15 protein-coding genes are annotated in these 15,232 nt (G+C 74.4%); 5 read left to right on the top strand and 10 right to left on the bottom strand.

Annotation, left to right across the window (positions count from 1 at the left end):
* The 3 genes from RIM90_RS15310 to infC all read right to left on the bottom strand — a co-directional run.
* The coding region (locus RIM90_RS15310; protein WP_309061249.1) for a 50S ribosomal protein L20 at positions 1-122 on the bottom strand (122 nt) is incomplete at its 3' end.
* A gap of 101 nt (positions 123-223) precedes the next feature.
* Positions 224-418 (bottom strand): 50S ribosomal protein L35, encoded by a 195-nt coding sequence (rpmI, locus tag RIM90_RS15305; protein WP_030577024.1) that lies wholly within the window; start codon positions 416-418, stop codon positions 224-226.
* Between the two features lie 110 nt (positions 419-528).
* A complete protein-coding gene (gene infC, locus RIM90_RS15300; RefSeq protein WP_309061248.1) occupies positions 529-1,191 on the bottom strand; it encodes a translation initiation factor IF-3 in 663 nt (220 codons plus the stop codon).
* A 395-nt stretch (positions 1,192-1,586) separates the two neighbouring features.
* Here infC and RIM90_RS15295 point away from each other — a divergent pair, with 395 nt between their 5' ends.
* The gene (locus tag RIM90_RS15295; RefSeq protein ID WP_309061245.1) at positions 1,587-1,964 is read left to right on the top strand and encodes a DUF1844 domain-containing protein; all 378 of its coding nucleotides are present in this window, start codon (positions 1,587-1,589) and stop codon (positions 1,962-1,964) included.
* Between the two features lie 28 nt (positions 1,965-1,992).
* Here RIM90_RS15295 and RIM90_RS15290 read toward each other — a convergent pair whose 3' ends face one another.
* From RIM90_RS15290 to RIM90_RS15280, 3 genes are all read right to left on the bottom strand, one after another.
* Positions 1,993-2,724 carry an SseB family protein gene (locus tag RIM90_RS15290; RefSeq protein ID WP_309061244.1) on the bottom strand — a complete coding sequence of 244 codons (732 nt, stop codon included), beginning with the start codon at positions 2,722-2,724 and terminating at the stop codon, positions 1,993-1,995.
* A gap of 232 nt (positions 2,725-2,956) precedes the next feature.
* Positions 2,957-4,138, bottom strand: a complete 1,182-nt coding sequence (mycP, locus tag RIM90_RS15285) for a type VII secretion-associated serine protease mycosin (protein ID WP_309061243.1) — start codon at positions 4,136-4,138, stop codon at positions 2,957-2,959.
* On the bottom strand, positions 4,135-4,947 hold the full coding sequence (locus RIM90_RS15280; protein WP_309061242.1) for a hypothetical protein: 813 nt from the start codon (positions 4,945-4,947) through the stop codon (positions 4,135-4,137). The genes mycP and RIM90_RS15280 overlap by 4 nt, the downstream gene beginning before the upstream one ends.
* Before the next feature lie 1,219 nt (positions 4,948-6,166).
* On the opposite strand from RIM90_RS15280, the gene RIM90_RS15275 reads away from it, so the two are divergent.
* Positions 6,167-7,369, top strand: coding sequence for an amino acid deaminase/aldolase (locus RIM90_RS15275; protein ID WP_309061241.1), 1,203 nt, complete (start codon positions 6,167-6,169; stop codon positions 7,367-7,369).
* Between the two features lie 4 nt (positions 7,370-7,373).
* Here RIM90_RS15275 and RIM90_RS15270 read toward each other — a convergent pair whose 3' ends face one another.
* Genes RIM90_RS15270 through RIM90_RS15255 form a run of 4 tightly spaced genes read right to left on the bottom strand, consistent with a single transcriptional unit; the run spans position 7,374 to position 11,836 of the window.
* Entirely contained in the window at positions 7,374-8,267 is an 894-nt protein-coding gene (locus tag RIM90_RS15270; RefSeq protein ID WP_309061247.1) for a DUF2510 domain-containing protein, read from the bottom strand.
* Positions 8,268-8,294: 27 nt separating this feature from the next.
* Positions 8,295-9,077, bottom strand: a complete 783-nt coding sequence (locus RIM90_RS15265; protein WP_309061240.1) for a 3-oxoacyl-ACP reductase — start codon at positions 9,075-9,077, stop codon at positions 8,295-8,297.
* 6 nt (positions 9,078-9,083) lie between these two features.
* Positions 9,084-10,457 carry an aldehyde dehydrogenase family protein gene (locus RIM90_RS15260; RefSeq protein ID WP_309061239.1) on the bottom strand — a complete coding sequence of 458 codons (1,374 nt, stop codon included), beginning with the start codon at positions 10,455-10,457 and terminating at the stop codon, positions 9,084-9,086.
* An 8-nt stretch (positions 10,458-10,465) separates the two neighbouring features.
* Positions 10,466-11,836, bottom strand: coding sequence for a glutamine synthetase family protein (locus RIM90_RS15255; RefSeq protein ID WP_309061238.1), 1,371 nt, complete (start codon positions 11,834-11,836; stop codon positions 10,466-10,468).
* A gap of 85 nt (positions 11,837-11,921) precedes the next feature.
* On the opposite strand from RIM90_RS15255, the gene RIM90_RS15250 reads away from it, so the two are divergent.
* The 3 genes from RIM90_RS15250 (at position 11,922) to RIM90_RS15240 (ending at position 14,980) form a co-directional block, all read left to right on the top strand.
* Complete coding sequence (locus RIM90_RS15250; protein WP_309061237.1) at positions 11,922-12,665, top strand: FCD domain-containing protein; 744 nt, start codon at positions 11,922-11,924, stop codon at positions 12,663-12,665.
* A 155-nt stretch (positions 12,666-12,820) separates the two neighbouring features.
* Positions 12,821-14,266, top strand: coding sequence for an ethanolamine permease (gene eat, locus RIM90_RS15245; RefSeq protein ID WP_309061236.1), 1,446 nt, complete (start codon positions 12,821-12,823; stop codon positions 14,264-14,266).
* Positions 14,267-14,287: 21 nt separating this feature from the next.
* The gene (locus RIM90_RS15240; RefSeq protein WP_309061235.1) at positions 14,288-14,980 is read left to right on the top strand and encodes a gamma-glutamyl-gamma-aminobutyrate hydrolase family protein; all 693 of its coding nucleotides are present in this window, start codon (positions 14,288-14,290) and stop codon (positions 14,978-14,980) included.
* Positions 14,981-15,232 lie beyond the last annotated feature (252 nt).

Raw genomic sequence — 15,232 nt, 5'->3', positions numbered from 1 at the left:
TGGGTGACCTGCTCCTTGGCCTTGCGGTACAGGCGCGAGCGCTGACCGCGGTAGCCGGAGGCCTGCTCGAGGATCGCCCGGCGCTTCTTGTGGGCGTTGACTGCCCGCTTGACGCGTGCCACTTGTTTAACTCCTTGTAGCGGGGCCGCGGTTGAAGCTCACACGGCCCGAAATCGATTGGGTCCCGGTCCTGACGTACGTACGGCGCTCACGCGCCGGGGCGTCACTTGCCGAGAAGCTTCTTGATCTTCTTGGCGTCGCCCGGGGCCATCTCGGCGTTGCCGGTGAGGCGACGCGTCACACGGGACGACTTGTGCTCGAGCAGGTGGCGCTTGCCGGAACGCTCGCGGAGCACCTTGCCGGAGCCGGTGATCTTGAAGCGCTTGCTGGCACCGCTGTGCGACTTGTTCTTCGGCATAGCGCCGTTCTCTCCTCGTCGGTGGCGCTCCGGTGCCCGGTCACGAAAACCGGGCACGGTGGAGCGTCGTTCTTGTTTCGGTTGCTTCCTGGGGCTCGCGCCCCGGGGAGTCACGCCTCGGCAGGCTCCTCGGCGGCCGCCTGGGCCTCGGTGTCCGCCTGGGCCTCGGCGTCCGCGGGGTTCTGCGAGCGGCCGGGGTTGGCCTTCGCGGACGCCTTGCGGGCCTCCTGAGCCTGGCGGGCCTCGGCCATCGCCTCGGTCTTCTTCTTGTGCGGACCGAGGACCATGATCATGTTGCGGCCGTCCTGCTTCGGGTTCGACTCGACGAACCCGAGGTCCTGGACGTCCTCCGCGAGCCGCTGCAGCAGCCGGTAACCCAGCTCGGGCCGGGACTGCTCGCGACCACGGAACATGATCGTGATCTTGACCTTGTCGCCCTGCTTGAGGAACCGGACGACGTGACCCTTCTTGGTGTCGTAGTCGTGCGGGTCGATCTTCGGCCGGAGCTTCATCTCCTTGATGACCGTGTGCGCCTGGTTCTTGCGCGCCTCACGGGCCTTCATGGCCGACTCGTACTTGAACTTCCCGTAGTCCATGAGCTTGCACACGGGCGGACGGGCGTTCGCCGCGACCTCGACCAGGTCCAGGTCGTACTCCTGCGCAAGCTCCAGTGCCTTGGCCAGGGGGACGATGCCCACCTGCTCGCCACTGGGACCGACAAGTCGCACCTCGGGAACGCGAATCCGGTCGTTGATGCGGGGCTCGGCGCTGATGGATCCTCCTCGGTAGCACCACGCGACGGTCTGGCGGACAGCCGCGTAACGTCTGTGTTCGTTAGACCTAACCGCGCCGAAGCAGAAAAATGCCCCGGACGATCACAGGCGGGGCTCCTCGAACTACCGGAACACCGCCGCGATGGCCGCGGGGCGCGCTCTCGGGCGGATCGCCGTCACGGGGACGGGGCCGCCTGACCGGTGACCCGCCGCCCTGAGGGCGGCCAGGTGGGAGTTCGGAAGCCTCCACTTGTGGGCCGGGCTCGCGAGCCGTGAGGCATACGGGTCCGACCGGTCGTTACACAAGGTTAGCAGCTCCCGAGGGGGTACGCTAACCGCCCGTCCCGCACCTCCTGCCGTCAAGGGGGCCCGCGCCTGCGCCTATCGTGTGGGGCATGAGTGACACCCCCGCCTCGGACGCCCCCGAGACCCCCGGCAGCCCCGACTTCGACGCCATGGCCCGCGACATCGCCGAGGTCCCGGCGGTCGAGGTGATCGTGACGGTCGCCGTCAACCTGATGAGTGCCGCCGCCGTGAAGCTCGGTCTGACCGAGGAGGGCGACACGCACAAGGACCTGGACGAGGCCCGCAAGCTGGTGCACGCGCTGGCCGGTCTGCTGGACGCCTCCACGACCGAGATCAGCTCGTTCCACGCGGCGCCGCTGCGCGACGGCCTGAAGTCGCTCCAGCTGGCCTTCCGCGAGGCCTCGCTGGTCCCGGACGAGCCGGGCCAGGGCCCGGGCGAGAAGTACACGGGCCCCCTCTACAGCTGATCCGCGCCACAGCTGCCCCGCGGCTGATTCAGGTACGCACGTACAAGGGCTCGCCCGGAGGCGTCACCCCGGCCGGCAGGACTGCCAGGTCGAGGCCGCGCACCAGGCGGGCCCTCAGCGTTTCGTCGGCGGCCAGCCGCCGAGCCACCGCGCGGGCGGCCTCGGCGGGGGGCACGGCGGGATCGAGGACGACGGCGAGGGTGCCGTCGGCCTGCCCCGGTCCCAGGTGGGCGCGCAGGACGGCGGGCTCCGCGGCGACGACCGCGCGCACGGCCTCGGTGACCGCCGGGTCGGCGAGCGGGTCGGTGGTCGTACGGCCCTCGGCGAGCGCGAGCAGCGCGGGGCCGGTCAGTTCGAAGGGCACGGGTCCCGCCATGTCCAGGACCACCGTGTCCGCCTTCTCGTGCGCGGCGGCCTGCAGCGCCTGGTGCAGGGGCACGGCGACGGGGCGGGCCGCCGGGTCCCAGCGGGCGAGCGAGTCGGTGGAGGTGAAGGCCGGCAGGGCGGTGCGGGAACCCGCCCTGAGGGTGGGGACGGCCATGTCGCTGGTCTTCTCGCGGCGCAGCCCGTTCTCGTCCTCCTCGACCTCGCCGAGGACGGCCACCACCGGGACGAGCAGCCGGGCGCCCTTGAGTGCCTCGAGGACGGGACCGACGGCGCCGCGGTCCTCGGCCCAGGCGGCGAGCGCCGCGCTCAGCCGGGGGTCGGCGGAGCCGTCGTCGTCGCGGAAGCCGGAGTCGGGAATGTTCTTGTTCGCCACGGTCACCGACCTTATCGGCCACCCGTGACCGGCTCGGACCCGGGCGGCCCGCCGCCGGCCCGCTCGTGATCGCTCGGCGGCCGGCCGGGGCCCGTCCGGCGGATCGGGTCGGGGAGACCGACGGCGCCTTGCCGACGCGGGCGAGCGGGGGCGACGGGGTGCCCCCTGCTCGAAGAGCTCGGGGGAGGGCGTGCCGGACCCCGCGTCTCCGGCACGCTCCGCCGGACAGGCCCTAGTAGTCCTCGCCGTGCGCGCGCCGCCCCCGCCACAGGACCACCGCCGCGACCAGCAGGACGCCGCCGGCACCGCCCGCGAGGGGGGCCGTCCGGGCGGCGGAGCCGTCGTCGGACGCGGCGGTGTCCGGGCCGGGGCCGAAGTACTTCTCGCCGTGGACCGCCGCCTTCAGGCCCGCGGGCTTCGTGCGGGCCGCGGCTTCGAGGGCGGCGGCCGGGTCGACGAAGCCGAAGCCGCGGGAGTCGTCGCGGCCGTCGACGGGGGCGTTGCGGGCGGTGTCCGCCAGGAGCCGCTTGATCTGGGCCGGGGTCAGGTCCGGGTGGGCCGACCTGACCAGGGCGACGGCGCCGGAGACGAACGCGGCGGCCGCGCTGGTGCCCCAGCCCTCGTAGTACTTGCGGTCGGGGTCGGCGATGATCACGTCCACGCCGGGGGCGCTGACCGTGGCGTACCAGCGGCGGGTGGAGAACGGGGCGCGGGTGCCGTAGCGGTCGACGGCGGTGGCGGTGATGACGCCCGGGTAGGCGGCCGGGTAGGAGACGCGGTCGCCCTTCTCGCCGCCGTTCCCGGCGGAGGCCACGACCACCACGCCCTTGCGCAGGGCGTACTGGACGGCCTCGTCCTCGCCGCTTTCGGGGTGCGCGGAGGCCGAGTCGTCGCCGAGGGAGAGGTTGATGACGTCGGCGCCGTGGTCGGCGGCCCAGCGGATGCCCTCGGCGAGGGCGCTGCCGCGGGTGCTGCGGGCCTTGGCGCGGGACGGGTCGCGGTCCTCCAGGATCACCCGGACGGGGAGGATCCTGGCCTCGGGCGCGATGCCCATGACGCCCTCGGCGTTCCCGGGGCCGTGTCCATGACCGGCGATGATGCCGGCCATGGCGGTGCCGTGGCGGGCCCAGGCGCGGTCGCCGCGTTCGGCGCCGAAGCCGATCAGGTCCTTGCCGGTGAGGACGTTGCCCTCGAGGTCGGGGTGGTCGGCGTCGACTCCGGTGTCCAGGACGGCGACGGTGACGCCCTCGCCCTTCGTGGTCCGCCATGCCTCCTGGACGCGCATGGCCTCCAGGCTCCACTGCCGGGCACGGATGCCGTCGGCGTGCGCGGCGGTGGCGGGCAGGAGGGCGAGGGAAGCGGCGAGCAGGACGCCGAGGGCCGCGGCGGGGCGCCGGCTGGTGACCTGCCTCATGAGGGCCGCTCCGTGGCGGTGCCGGCGTGCCTGCGCACGCCGCGCTCGACCCGGTCGGCCAGGCCCTGCGCCTCGTGGCCGAGGCCGGCCTGCGCGGGGGCGGTGGTGGCGCCGGACTCCATGGCCTCCTCGGCGGGCTGCGGGGTGTCGACGGTGCGGCCGTCGGCCCAGCCGGAGACGGCGTAGACGACGACGGGGGCGTCCGTGAGGACGGAGATCGCCCAGGACGCACGCTGCCGGGCGCCGAATGCGGCGGCGGCCGTGTCCTTCGCGGCGTACGGCAGGGGCATCAGGTCGGTACGGCGGTCCAGGCGTTCGGTGTCGAAGCGGCGGGCGAGGGAGGCCATGGCGGCGGCGTCGGCCTCGGTGAACAGCAGGCCGACGGTGGTGACGTGGCTCTGGGTGGCGTCGGTGTAGGTGGCGCGCAGCAGGCGTGCGCAGCCGACGGGGGCGAGGACCTTGCGCAGCAGGGGGGCGAAGGCGCCCTCGCAGCCGCCGTCGGGGGCCACGGCGATGCGGGTCCAGGTCCGGTCGGCGTCACCGGGGCCCGCGCCCTCGCCCCGCACGGTGGGCGGGAACAGCTGGTCGACCGGGACGTTGTGCCACAGGTCCCCGGCGGCGGCGAAGCCGTTGCGGGCCCCGGATCCGCCGGAGTCCCCGACGAGCCAGCTCCCGGTGACGGCACCGCCGATCAGGCCCGTCCCCAGGACGAGGCAGACGGCGGCGGCGACGGCCCGGGACCGGCCGCGCCGCCCGAGCGGGCGCGGCCGTGCGTTCTCGTCGTACCCCTCCGGTTCCCCGAACGACACGGCCGGCCGCCCGGCCCCGTGGCGCGTGCCGTCCGGGGGCGCGGAGGCACTCCACGAGAGGGCGGGGTCGGGCGCTCCGGGGCCCGGCCGGGAGACCGGCACCTGTGCCGCGTCGTGCGTCGGACGGGGTGCGGCGAGCGGCGCCGTGGAGGGCGTGCGCGGACGGTCCGACGGGAGCGGGCGGTCCGGGGTGCGCGGCCGGACCGGGGCCGCGGGGACCGGACGCAGGCGGGTGGTCTGCTCCGACGGGGTCTCCGGGGGTGTGTCCGTACGGTCCCCGCCGGGGCGGTGACCGGGCTGCCTCGGCACGGCGGTGGAGCCGCCCGGGCGGGAGGCGCTCGCGGACCGCACTCCCCGGCCGACGGCCGGCGGCGCGTCCGGGAAGCGGGCGGAGGCGCGGGGAGGCGGTGGCGCCACGGGGCCCGTGCCGGCCGGCCCGGCATCCGTGTCCGTGTGCCTGCCGCCCCGGGCCGGCTCACGCACGTCGAACGCGCCGGTCCCACCCGTGGTCCGCCTCGGAGGCAGGGCCCCGTCCGGGGTCGGCCCTGAGGACACGGCTCCGTCCGGCGTTCCGTCCTCGGGGCCGGCCGGGGGCCGCCCGGTGTCCCCGGTCCGGTCGGACGCCGCATCCGTGAGCCCGCTCCCGTCGGGCGTCCTGCCCGCGAGCCCGGCGCTCTGCGGGGTCCGGCCCGCCGGCTCGTCGTCGCTCGGCGATCCGCCCCGGGGGGCGGCGCCCGCGGCCGGTCCCTCCGCGGGGGTCGCGCGGGACGCCTCCTGCGGGACGGGCTGCCGCCGGTGGTCCGGATCCGCCGTGCCGTCCTGCGCCGTCCTCGGCGGGTGCACCGGTCGCGGGGGTGTGGGCGGGGGCGGAGGCGTGGAGGGGCGTGCGGGCGCGGACGGAGGCGTCGTGGGACGCGGGGGGTGGGAGGCGCGCCGCGCTTCCGTGCTCATGCACCCCCCGTTTCCTCGTGTCCGGGCCGTTCCTCACGTGCGGACCGGTGTCCTCCTGCCAGGGGCCCGGCACGGACGCGTCCCGGGCACAGATACCCGCACCGGCGGCGCGTCATCCCGGCCCGGACCTCCGGCCGGCGCCGCTCCGCCGTGCGTGCGCGTCACTCTACGGCGTGTCCCCGCCCGAACGGGAACCGGTCCGCGGGGCCGCGGCATCTGCCCGGAACATCCCCTACCCTGCGGTAATCCCGTCTGGCAGGCTGCGTTCATGACTGCGCGCGCCTCCGACCGGGCCCGTTACGACCAGGCCACCGCCCACCTCGACGCCCCGCTGGCGATCGTGGATCTGGACGCCTTCGACGCCAACGCGGACGACCTGGTCCGCCGGGCCGGCGGGAAGCCGGTCCGGGTGGCCAGCAAGTCCGTGCGCTGCCGTGCGCTGCTCGAACGGGCCCTGGCCCGTGACGGTTTCGCGGGCGTCATGTCGTTCACCCTCGCCGAGTCCCTGTGGCTGGCCCGTTCCGGCTTCGACGACGTCCTGCTGGCCTACCCCTCGGCCGATCGCGCCGGGTACGCCGAACTCGCCGCCGACCCCAAGCTCGCCGCCGCCGTCACGGTCATGGTCGACGACCCGGCGCAACTGGACCTGATCGACGCCTCGCGTGCCGGTGGCGGTGAAGTGGTGCGGGTCTGCCTGGAGTTGGACACCTCCCTGAAGTTGCTGGGCGGGCGGGTGCGGGTCGGCGCCCGGCGTTCCCCGCTGCACTCCCCCGCGCAGATCGCCGACGTGGCGCGCGCGGTGGCCCGGCGGCCGGGGTTCAGGGTCGTGGGGATCATGGCGTACGAGGGTCATGTCGCCGGGGTCGGCGACGCGGTGCCCGGGCGGCCGCTGCGGTCCCGTGCGGTGCGGCTGATGCAGGCCGCCGCCCGGCGCGAACTCGCCGAGCGGCGCGCGGCGGTGGTGCGGGCGGTACGGGCGGTGGTACCGGATCTGGAGTTCGTCAACGGCGGCGGCACGGGCAGTGTGCAGCACACCGCCGCGGAGGACGCGGTGACCGAGATCGCGGCCGGATCGGGGCTCTACGCGCCCCGGCTGTTCGACCACTACACGTCGTTCACGGGACGTCCGGCGGCCCTCTTCGCCCAGCCCGTCGTACGGCGGCCGGGCGTGGGCGTGGTGACGGTGCTCGGCGGGGGGTATCCGGCCTCCGGTGCGCCGGGCGCGGACCGGCTGCCGGTGCCGTATCTGCCCGAGGGCCTGCGCTACGACCCGCAGGAGGGGGCCGGCGAGGTGCAGACGCCGTTGCTGGGCTCGCCCGCCGACGATCTGCTGATCGGCGACAAGGTGTGGTTCCGGCACGCCAAGGCGGGCGAGCTGTGCGAGCGGTTCGACGTGCTGCACCTGGTCGAGGGCGGGGCCGTGACGGCGACGGTGCCGACGTACCGCGGCGAGGGTCGCACGTTCCTGTGACCGCTCAGTCCGCCGGTCCGATGCTGCTGCCGACGCCGCCGGAGCCGGCGCCGGTGACGGAGCGGATGCCCTCGGTGATGCGGTCCATGTCGGCCAGGGGCGGTCCGTCCTCGCCGGCGTCGAAGACGTAGCGGACGAGGACGGGGGACTCGGTGCCGACGCTGGACGGGAAGACCAGCGACTGCACATAGCCGCCGGGGCCCTCGGCGGTCGTCACGCGCCAGCGCACGAGGTACCCGGCGCGCCCCGCCACCGCGACCGGTCCGGCCTTGACGACCCGGTGGGACTCCAGGCCCCCGTAGGGGCGGCGGCCGATGGTGTCCTCGTGGAAGGCCTCGTCGGCCGCCTCGGAGACGTCCTCCCTGGCGAGCAGTTCGGGCGAGGTCTCGTCGGCCCCGGTCACCGTGCGGGAGATGACGAGGCCGTGGCGGCAGACGGAGCCCTCGCCGGGGCAGTCGTAGGTGCCGTCGGTGGTCATGACGACGTCGTCCTCGGCGACGTTCTCCGGCCGGACCCAGCCGTCGAGGAGCGGGAAGGTGATGCCGTTGAGCGGGTCCTCGACCACGCCCGGGTCGTCGGCCGGGGGCTCGGAGGAGGAGGGCGGCGGCGACGAGGTCTGCGGCGCGGGGGCGGAGCCGGTCGCCGTCGGGCCGGTCCTCGTCCGGGGGTCGTCGTCCCCGCCGAGGAACACCGCTCCGGTGACGATCGCGGCGACGAGCACGGCCCCGGCGGTGGTGAGGGCCACCGCCTTGGCGCGGCCGCTGACGCCGTCCGGGGACGGGGGCACCGGCCCGGCGGCCTCGGGGGCGCGCCGGTGCTCGGTCCAGGCCGTGCCGTCCCACCAGCGTTCCAGGTGCGGGGCGTGCGGGTCGCGGTACCAACCGGGCGGAGGCGTCATGCTCATCCCGGCACTGTAGGACGAGCGCTACAGCGGTGTGACGTACGCACCCGAGATCCCGCCGTCCACCAGGAAGTCGGTGGCGTTGACGAAGGAGGAGTCGTCGCTGGCCAGGAAGGCGACGGCGGCGGCGATCTCCTCGGCCTCGGCGAACCGGCCGAGCGGGATGTGGACCAGGCGGCGGGCCGCGCGTTCGGGGTCCTTGGCGAACAGCTCCCGCAGGAGCGGGGTGTTGACCGGCCCGGGGCACAGCGCGTTGACGCGGATGCCCTCCCGCGCGAACTGCACGCCGAGCTCGCGGGACAGGGCGAGGACGCCGCCCTTGGAGGCGGTGTACGAGATCTGGCTGGTGGCCGCTCCCATCCGGGCCACGAAGGACGCGGTGTTGATGATGGAGCCCTTGCCCTGGCGCCGCATGTAGGGGATGGCTGCCTTGCAGCACAGGTAGACGGAGGTGAGGTTCACCTCCTGGACGCGCTTCCAGGCGTCCAGTCCCGTCTCCAGGATGGAGTCGTCGTCGGGCGGGGAGATACCGGCGTTGTTGAAGGCGATGTCGACGCTGCCGTAGGTGTCGTGGGCCGTCCCGAACAACGCCTCGACCTGCTCGGGGTCGGTGACGTCGACGTGGACGAAGATCCCGCCGGTCTCCTCGGCGGCCGCCTTGCCGCGTGCCTCGTCGACGTCGCCGCAGACGACGTGGGCGCCCTCGGAGGCGAGCCGGCGGGCGGCGGCGAGGCCGATGCCGCTGCCCGCTCCGGTGACGACGGCGGTCCGGCCGACCAGGCGGCGGCAGATGGTCTCTTCACTCATGAGCGGTCAGCCCTCCGTGCTGATGAAGACGTTCTTGGTCTCGGTGAAGGCGGCCAGGGCGTCCGGGCCCAGCTCGCGCCCGACGCCGGACTGCTTGAACCCGCCGAAGGGGGTCCAGTAGCGGACGCTGGAATGGGAGTTGACGGACAGGTTGCCCGCGCGGACGGCCCGGGAGACGCGCAGGGCGCGGCCGACGTCCCGGGTCCAGATCGAGCCGGACAGGCCGTAGTCGGTGGCGTTGGCCAGGCGTACGGCGTCGGCCTCGTCGTCGAAGGGGAGGACGACGGCGACGGGGCCGAAGACCTCCTCGACGGCCACGCGCGCGTGCGGCTCGACGCCGGTGAGGACGGTGGGCGGGAACCAGTAGCCGGGGCCCTCGGGAGCCTTGCCGCGGATGCCGTCGAGGTCGTCGGTGACGTACGAGCGGACCCGGTCCAGCTGGGGCCTGGAGATCAGCGGACCCATCTGGACGTGCTCGTCGGCCGGGTCGCCGACCCGGACGGACTCGATCGCGGGGGCGAGGAGGCCGAGGAAGCGGTCGTGGACCCGGCGCTGGACGAGGATGCGGGTGCGGGCGCAGCAGTCCTGGCCGGCGTTGTCGAGGAAGGACATGGGGGCGGCGGCCGCGGCGGCCTCCAGGTCGGCGTCGGCGAAGACGATGTTGGGGCTCTTGCCGCCGAGTTCGAGGGTGACGCGTTTGAGGTGCGCCGAGCCCTTGGCCCACACCTGCTTGCCCACCGGTGTCGACCCCGTGAACACGATCTTCGCCACGCCGGGGTGCTCGACGAGCGCGTCCCCGGTGACCGGGCCGGGTCCGGGGAGCACCTGGAACAGGCCCTCGGGAAGCCCCGCCGCGAGGGCGAGTTCGGCCAGGCGCAGGGCGGTGAGGGGGGTGGTCTCGGCGGGTTTGAGGAGCACCGCGTTGCCGGCGGCGAGCGCGGGCGCGGTGCCCCAGGCGGCGATGGGCATCGGGAAGTTCCAGGGGGCGATGACGCCGACGACGCCGAGCGGTTCGAGGAAGGTGACGTCCACGCCGCCGGGGACCGGGATCTGGCGGCCGGTGAGGCGTTCCACTCCCCCGGCCGCGTAGTCGAGCAGGTCGCGGACGTTGCCCGCCTCCCAGCGGGCGTTGCCGAGGGTGTGGCCGGCCTCGCGGACCTCCAGGCGGGCCAGTTCCTCGGTGTGCTCGTCGACCGTGGCGGCGAAGCGGCGCAGCAGCCGGGCCCGGTCGCCGGGCGCGAGGGCGGCCCAGGCGGTCTGCGCGCGGGCGGCACGCGTCACGGCGGCGTCGACGTCGGCGGGCGTCGCGGCCGGGACGGTGGCGATCACCTCCTCGGTCGCCGGGTTGCGTACCTGGAGCTCGGATGAGTCGTGGGACACGTCGGGCCTCACATGCGTTCGAAGGAGCGGCGCAGCTCCCAGTCGGTGACCGCGGCGTCGAAGGCGTCGATCTCGACGCGCGCCATGTTGCGGTAGTGCGCGACGACCTCGTCGCCGAAGGCGGCCCGGGCGATCGCGCTGTGCTCCCACGACTCGGCGGCCTCGCGCAGGGTGGTGGGGACGTGCTCGTGGCCGGCGGTGTAGGCGTTGCCGGGGCAGGGTTCGGGCAGCTCCAGCTTCTGCTCGATGCCGTGCAGCCCGGCCGCGACCATTCCGGCCACGGCGAGGTACGGGTTGACGTCGCCGCCGGGCAGCCGGTTCTCGAAGCGCAGGGAGCGGCCGTGGCCGACCACGCGCAGGGCGCAGCTGCGGTTGTCGTGCCCCCAGGCGACGGCGGTCGGGGCGAAGGAGCCCGGCTGGAACCGCTTGTAGGAGTTGATGTGCGGCGCGTACAGCAGGGAGAACTCGCGCAGCGCGACGAGCTGTCCGGCGAGGAAGCGGCGCATGACGTCGGACATGCCGCCCGGGTCCTGGGCGGAGCCCGCCATGGCGTTGGTGCCGTCGGCGTCCGCGAGGGAGAGGTGGATGTGGCAGGAGTTGCCCTCCCGCTCGTTGTACTTGGCCATGAAGGTGATCGACACGCCTTCCTGGGAGGCGATCTCCTTGGCGCCGGTCTTGTAGACGGCGTGCTGGTCGCAGGTGACCAGGGCCTCGTCGTAGCGGAAGGTGATCTCGTGCTGGCCCGGGTTGCACTCGCCCTTGGCGGACTCGACGGTGAGCCCGGCGCCGGCCATCTCGTTGCGGATGCGGCGCAGCAGGGGCTCGATCCGCCCCGTGCCGAGGACCGAGTAGTCGACGTTGTACCGGTTGGCCGGGGTGAGGCCGCGGTAGCCCGCGTCCCAGGCCTGCTCGTAGGTGTCCTCGAAGACGATGAACTCCAGCTCGGTGCCGACCTGGGCGGTGAGCCCCAGCCCGGCGAGGCGCTCCAGCTGGCGGCGCAGGATCTGGCGCGGGGCGGCGACGACCGGGGAGCCGTCGGCCCAGGCGAGGTCGGCGACGACCATGGCGGTGCCCTCGTTCCACGGCACGCGGCGCAGCGTGGCGAGGTCGGGGTGCATGGCGAAGTCGCCGTAGCCGGTCTCCCAGGAGGACATCGCGTAGCCGTCGACGGTGTTCATGTCGGCGTCGACGGCGAGCAGGTAGTTGCAGCCCTCGGTGCCGTGCCGGAGGACCTCGTCGAGGAAGAAGCGCGCGGCGAACCGCTTGCCCTGGAGCCGCCCTTGCATGTCGGGAAAGGCCAGGACGACGGTGTCGATCTCACCGCCCGCGACGAGGGCGTGCAGTTCCTCGACACCGAGCGGGGGTGTGCGGTCTGCCACGGGAGAGCCTCCTCGGGCTTCTTCGGCCGTCCGGGAGCCATAAGGTATTGCTGAGAACCATTGCTTGGGAAGGGGGCACGGCCGCATGCCGGAAGAACCGGGAGAAGCGACCGGCGCGGCCGGGGACCGCCTCGCGCCGGTGCTGCGGCCGGTCCGCGCGGGCAACGGCTTCGAGGAGGCGCTGGAGCAGATCCTCCAGGTCGTGCGGCTGGGCCTGGTGGCGGGCGGGGAGCGGCTGCCGGCCGAGCGTGAGCTGGCGGAGCGGCTGGGCATCAGCCGGGTGACGCTGCGCGAGGTGCTGAAGGTGCTCCGGGACCAGGGGCTGGTGGAGCCTCGGCGCGGCCGGTACGGCGGCACGTTCGTGCTGCCCCGGCCGACGGACACGGGCGAGGAGGAGCTGCGGCGGCGGATCGCCGGGGTCGACATCGAGGACGTGCTGCGCTTCCGCGAGGTGCTGGAGGTGGGAGCGGCGGGCCTGTGTGCGGCGCACGGCCTGACGGACGGGCAGGCGGCGCGGCTGCGCGGGGCGCTGGCCGGCACCCGGGACGCCCCGCCGGCCGACTACCGGCGCCTGGACACCCTGTTCCACCTCACGCTGGCCGAGCTGTGCGGCTCGCCGACGCTGGCCGCCCAGTACGCGGCGATACGGGCGGCGGTGAACGACCTGCTGGACTGCATCCCGCTCCTGGTGCGCAACCTGGAGCACTCCCAGCGGCAGCACACCGCGCTGGTCGAGGCGGTGCTGGAGGGGGACGCGGACGGGGCGCGGGAGATGATGCGCGAGCACTGCGCGGGGACGGCGGCGCTGCTGCGGGGGTTCCTGGCATGAGGGCGTGACGCGCCCCGGACCGGGGCAGGGTTCACAGCGGTTCGACGCACGGGTCTTGCACGGGCGCCGCTCACCCCACGAAGGTATGGGCCCACAAAGGTCTGGATCCGTTCCATTGCCCCCTTCATCGCCGCCGCCCCCTGGGGAGCCGCCCCGTGAGCCTTCCACCCGCGTCCCGCACCTCCGCCGGCGAGGCGGACGACTACCTCGAGCGCAGGAAGCTGCGCCGCGGCAGCGCCGGCTGGCTGCTGCTGACCGGCCTCGGCGTCGCCTACGTCGTGTCCGGCGACTACTCGGGCTGGAACTTCGGCCTGGCCGAGGGCGGCTTCGGCGGCCTGGCGATCGCCATGGTGCTGATGGGCACCATGTACACCTGCATGGTCTTCGCCCTCGCCGAGCTGTCCTCGATCCTGCCCACGGCCGGCGGCGGGTACGGCTTCGCGCGCCGGGCGCTCGGCCCGTGGGGCGGGTTCCTCACCGGCACCGCGATCCTCATCGAGTACGTCCTCGCGCCCGCCGCGATCTCCATCTTCATCGGCGACTACGTCGAGTCGCTGGGCCTGTTCGGCCTGGAGTCCGGCTGGCCGGTGTACCTGGCCTGCTTCGTGATCTTCATCGGCATCCATCTCTGGGGCGTGGGCGAGGCGCTGCGCTTCAGCTTCGTCGTCACGGGCATCGCGGTGGCGGCACTGGTCGTCTTCGCCCTGGGGGCGCTGCCCGGGTTCGACGCCTCCTCGCTCGACGACATCCCGGTGGACTCCTCGGCCCTCGGCGCGAACTCCTGGCTGCCGATGGGGCTGCTCGGCATCTGGGCGGCGTTCCCGTTCGGCATGTGGTTCTTCCTGGGCGTGGAGGGCGTCCCGCTGGCCGCCGAGGAGACCAAGGAGCCGGCCCGTACGCTGCCGAGGGCGATCCGCTGGTCCATGGGCATCCTGGTGGTGCTGGCCGTGGTCACCTTCGTCGCGGCGGCCGGGGCGCGGGGTTCGGCCGCGGTCCAGGACGCGGGCAACCCGCTGGTGGAGGCGCTCCAGCCGGACGGCGAGGCGACGGTGCTGAGCCGGATCGTGAACTACGCGGGCCTGGCGGGGCTGGTCGCGTCGTTCTTCTCACTGATCTACGCCGGTTCGCGCCAGCTGTTCGCGCTCTCCCGCGCGGGCTACCTGCCGAGGTTCCTGTCCCTCACCAGCAGCCGCAGGGCGCCCTACCTCGGACTGCTGGTGCCCGGAGCGATCGGCTTCGCGCTGGCCGCCGGGACGGGCAACGGGGCGCGCATGCTGAACGTGGCCGTCTTCGGCGCGACGATCTCGTACGCGCTGATGTCCCTCTCGCACATCGTGCTGCGCCGCCGCGAGCCGGAACTGCCCCGGCCGTACCGCACGCCGGGCGGGGTGCTCACCTCGTCGGTCGCGCTGGTGCTGGCCTGTGCGGCGCTGGTGGCGACGTTCCTGGTGGACGTGACGGCCGCGTTCATCGCGCTGGCGGTGTACCTCGTGGCCGTGGCGTACTTCGGCCTGTACAGCCGCAAGCACCTGGTGGCGAAGGCACCGGAGGAGGAGTTCGCGGCCCTGGCGGCGGCCGAGGCAGAGTTGTCCCGGAACTGACACGGACGAGAGGTGCAGGGCATGACGGCCGGGCCGTTCATCGGCATCAGTACGTACGCGGAGTCCGGCGTGCGCTGGGGCGTGTGGCAGCTGGACGCCGCGCTGCTGCCCGTCGGCTATCCCCGGCTGGTGCAGCGGGCGGGCGGACTGGCCGCGATGCTCCCGCCGGACGCGCCGGAGCACGCCGCGGCGACCGTGGCGCGGCTCGACGGTCTGGTGATCGCGGGCGGCCCGGACGTGGAGCCCGTCCACTACGGCGCCGAGCCCGGCCCGCGCACCGGGCCGCCCGCGCGGGCGCGGGACGCCTGGGAGCTCGCGCTGATCGGGGCGGCTCTGGAACGCGGTCTCCCGCTGCTCGGGATCTGCCGGGGGATGCAGCTGCTGAACGTCGCCCTCGGGGGCACGCTCGTCCAGCACATCGACGGCCACGCCGGGGTGCCGGGCGTCTTCGGCCGCCACCCGGTCAAGCCGGTGCCGGGAACGCGCTACGCCGGGCTCGTCCCGGAGGAGACCTCCGTACCGACCTTCCACCACCAGGCGGTGGACCGCCTGGGCGAGGGCCTGGTCCCGTCGGCCCACGCGGAGGACGGCACGGTGGAGGCGGTCGAACTCCCGACGGCCCCCTGGGTCCTGGGCGTCCAGTGGCACCCGGAGATGGGCGACGACGTGCGGGTGATGCGAGCACTGGTCGCCGCCGCCACGGCCGCCCCCTAGGGTCTTTCCTTCGTTCGGATGAGGGCCGGATCAGGGAGCGGGGGCACCTCCCGCGCCTTTCAGGCACGGGGGCACCGCGAGGCGGAGGGGCCGGCGGGGCGGAGCCCCGCCGGCCGACGACGACGCGGCGGGGCAGGGTGCCGGGACCCGCGAGCCCGGCACGATCCGCACGAGAGGCCCCAGGACCCGTCCGGCCCACGGCCGGGCACCGGCCGGCCCCGCGGCCCGCCGAAGCAGCGGGCGCGCCCCCTC

The sequence above is a fragment of the Streptomyces sp. genome, from assembly GCF_031181555.1.
GTDB lineage: Bacteria > Actinomycetota > Actinomycetes > Streptomycetales > Streptomycetaceae > Streptomyces > Streptomyces fimbriatus.
The sequence above is the reverse complement of the archived record's forward strand: the minus strand, read 5'-3'. Positions and strand labels throughout refer to the sequence as shown.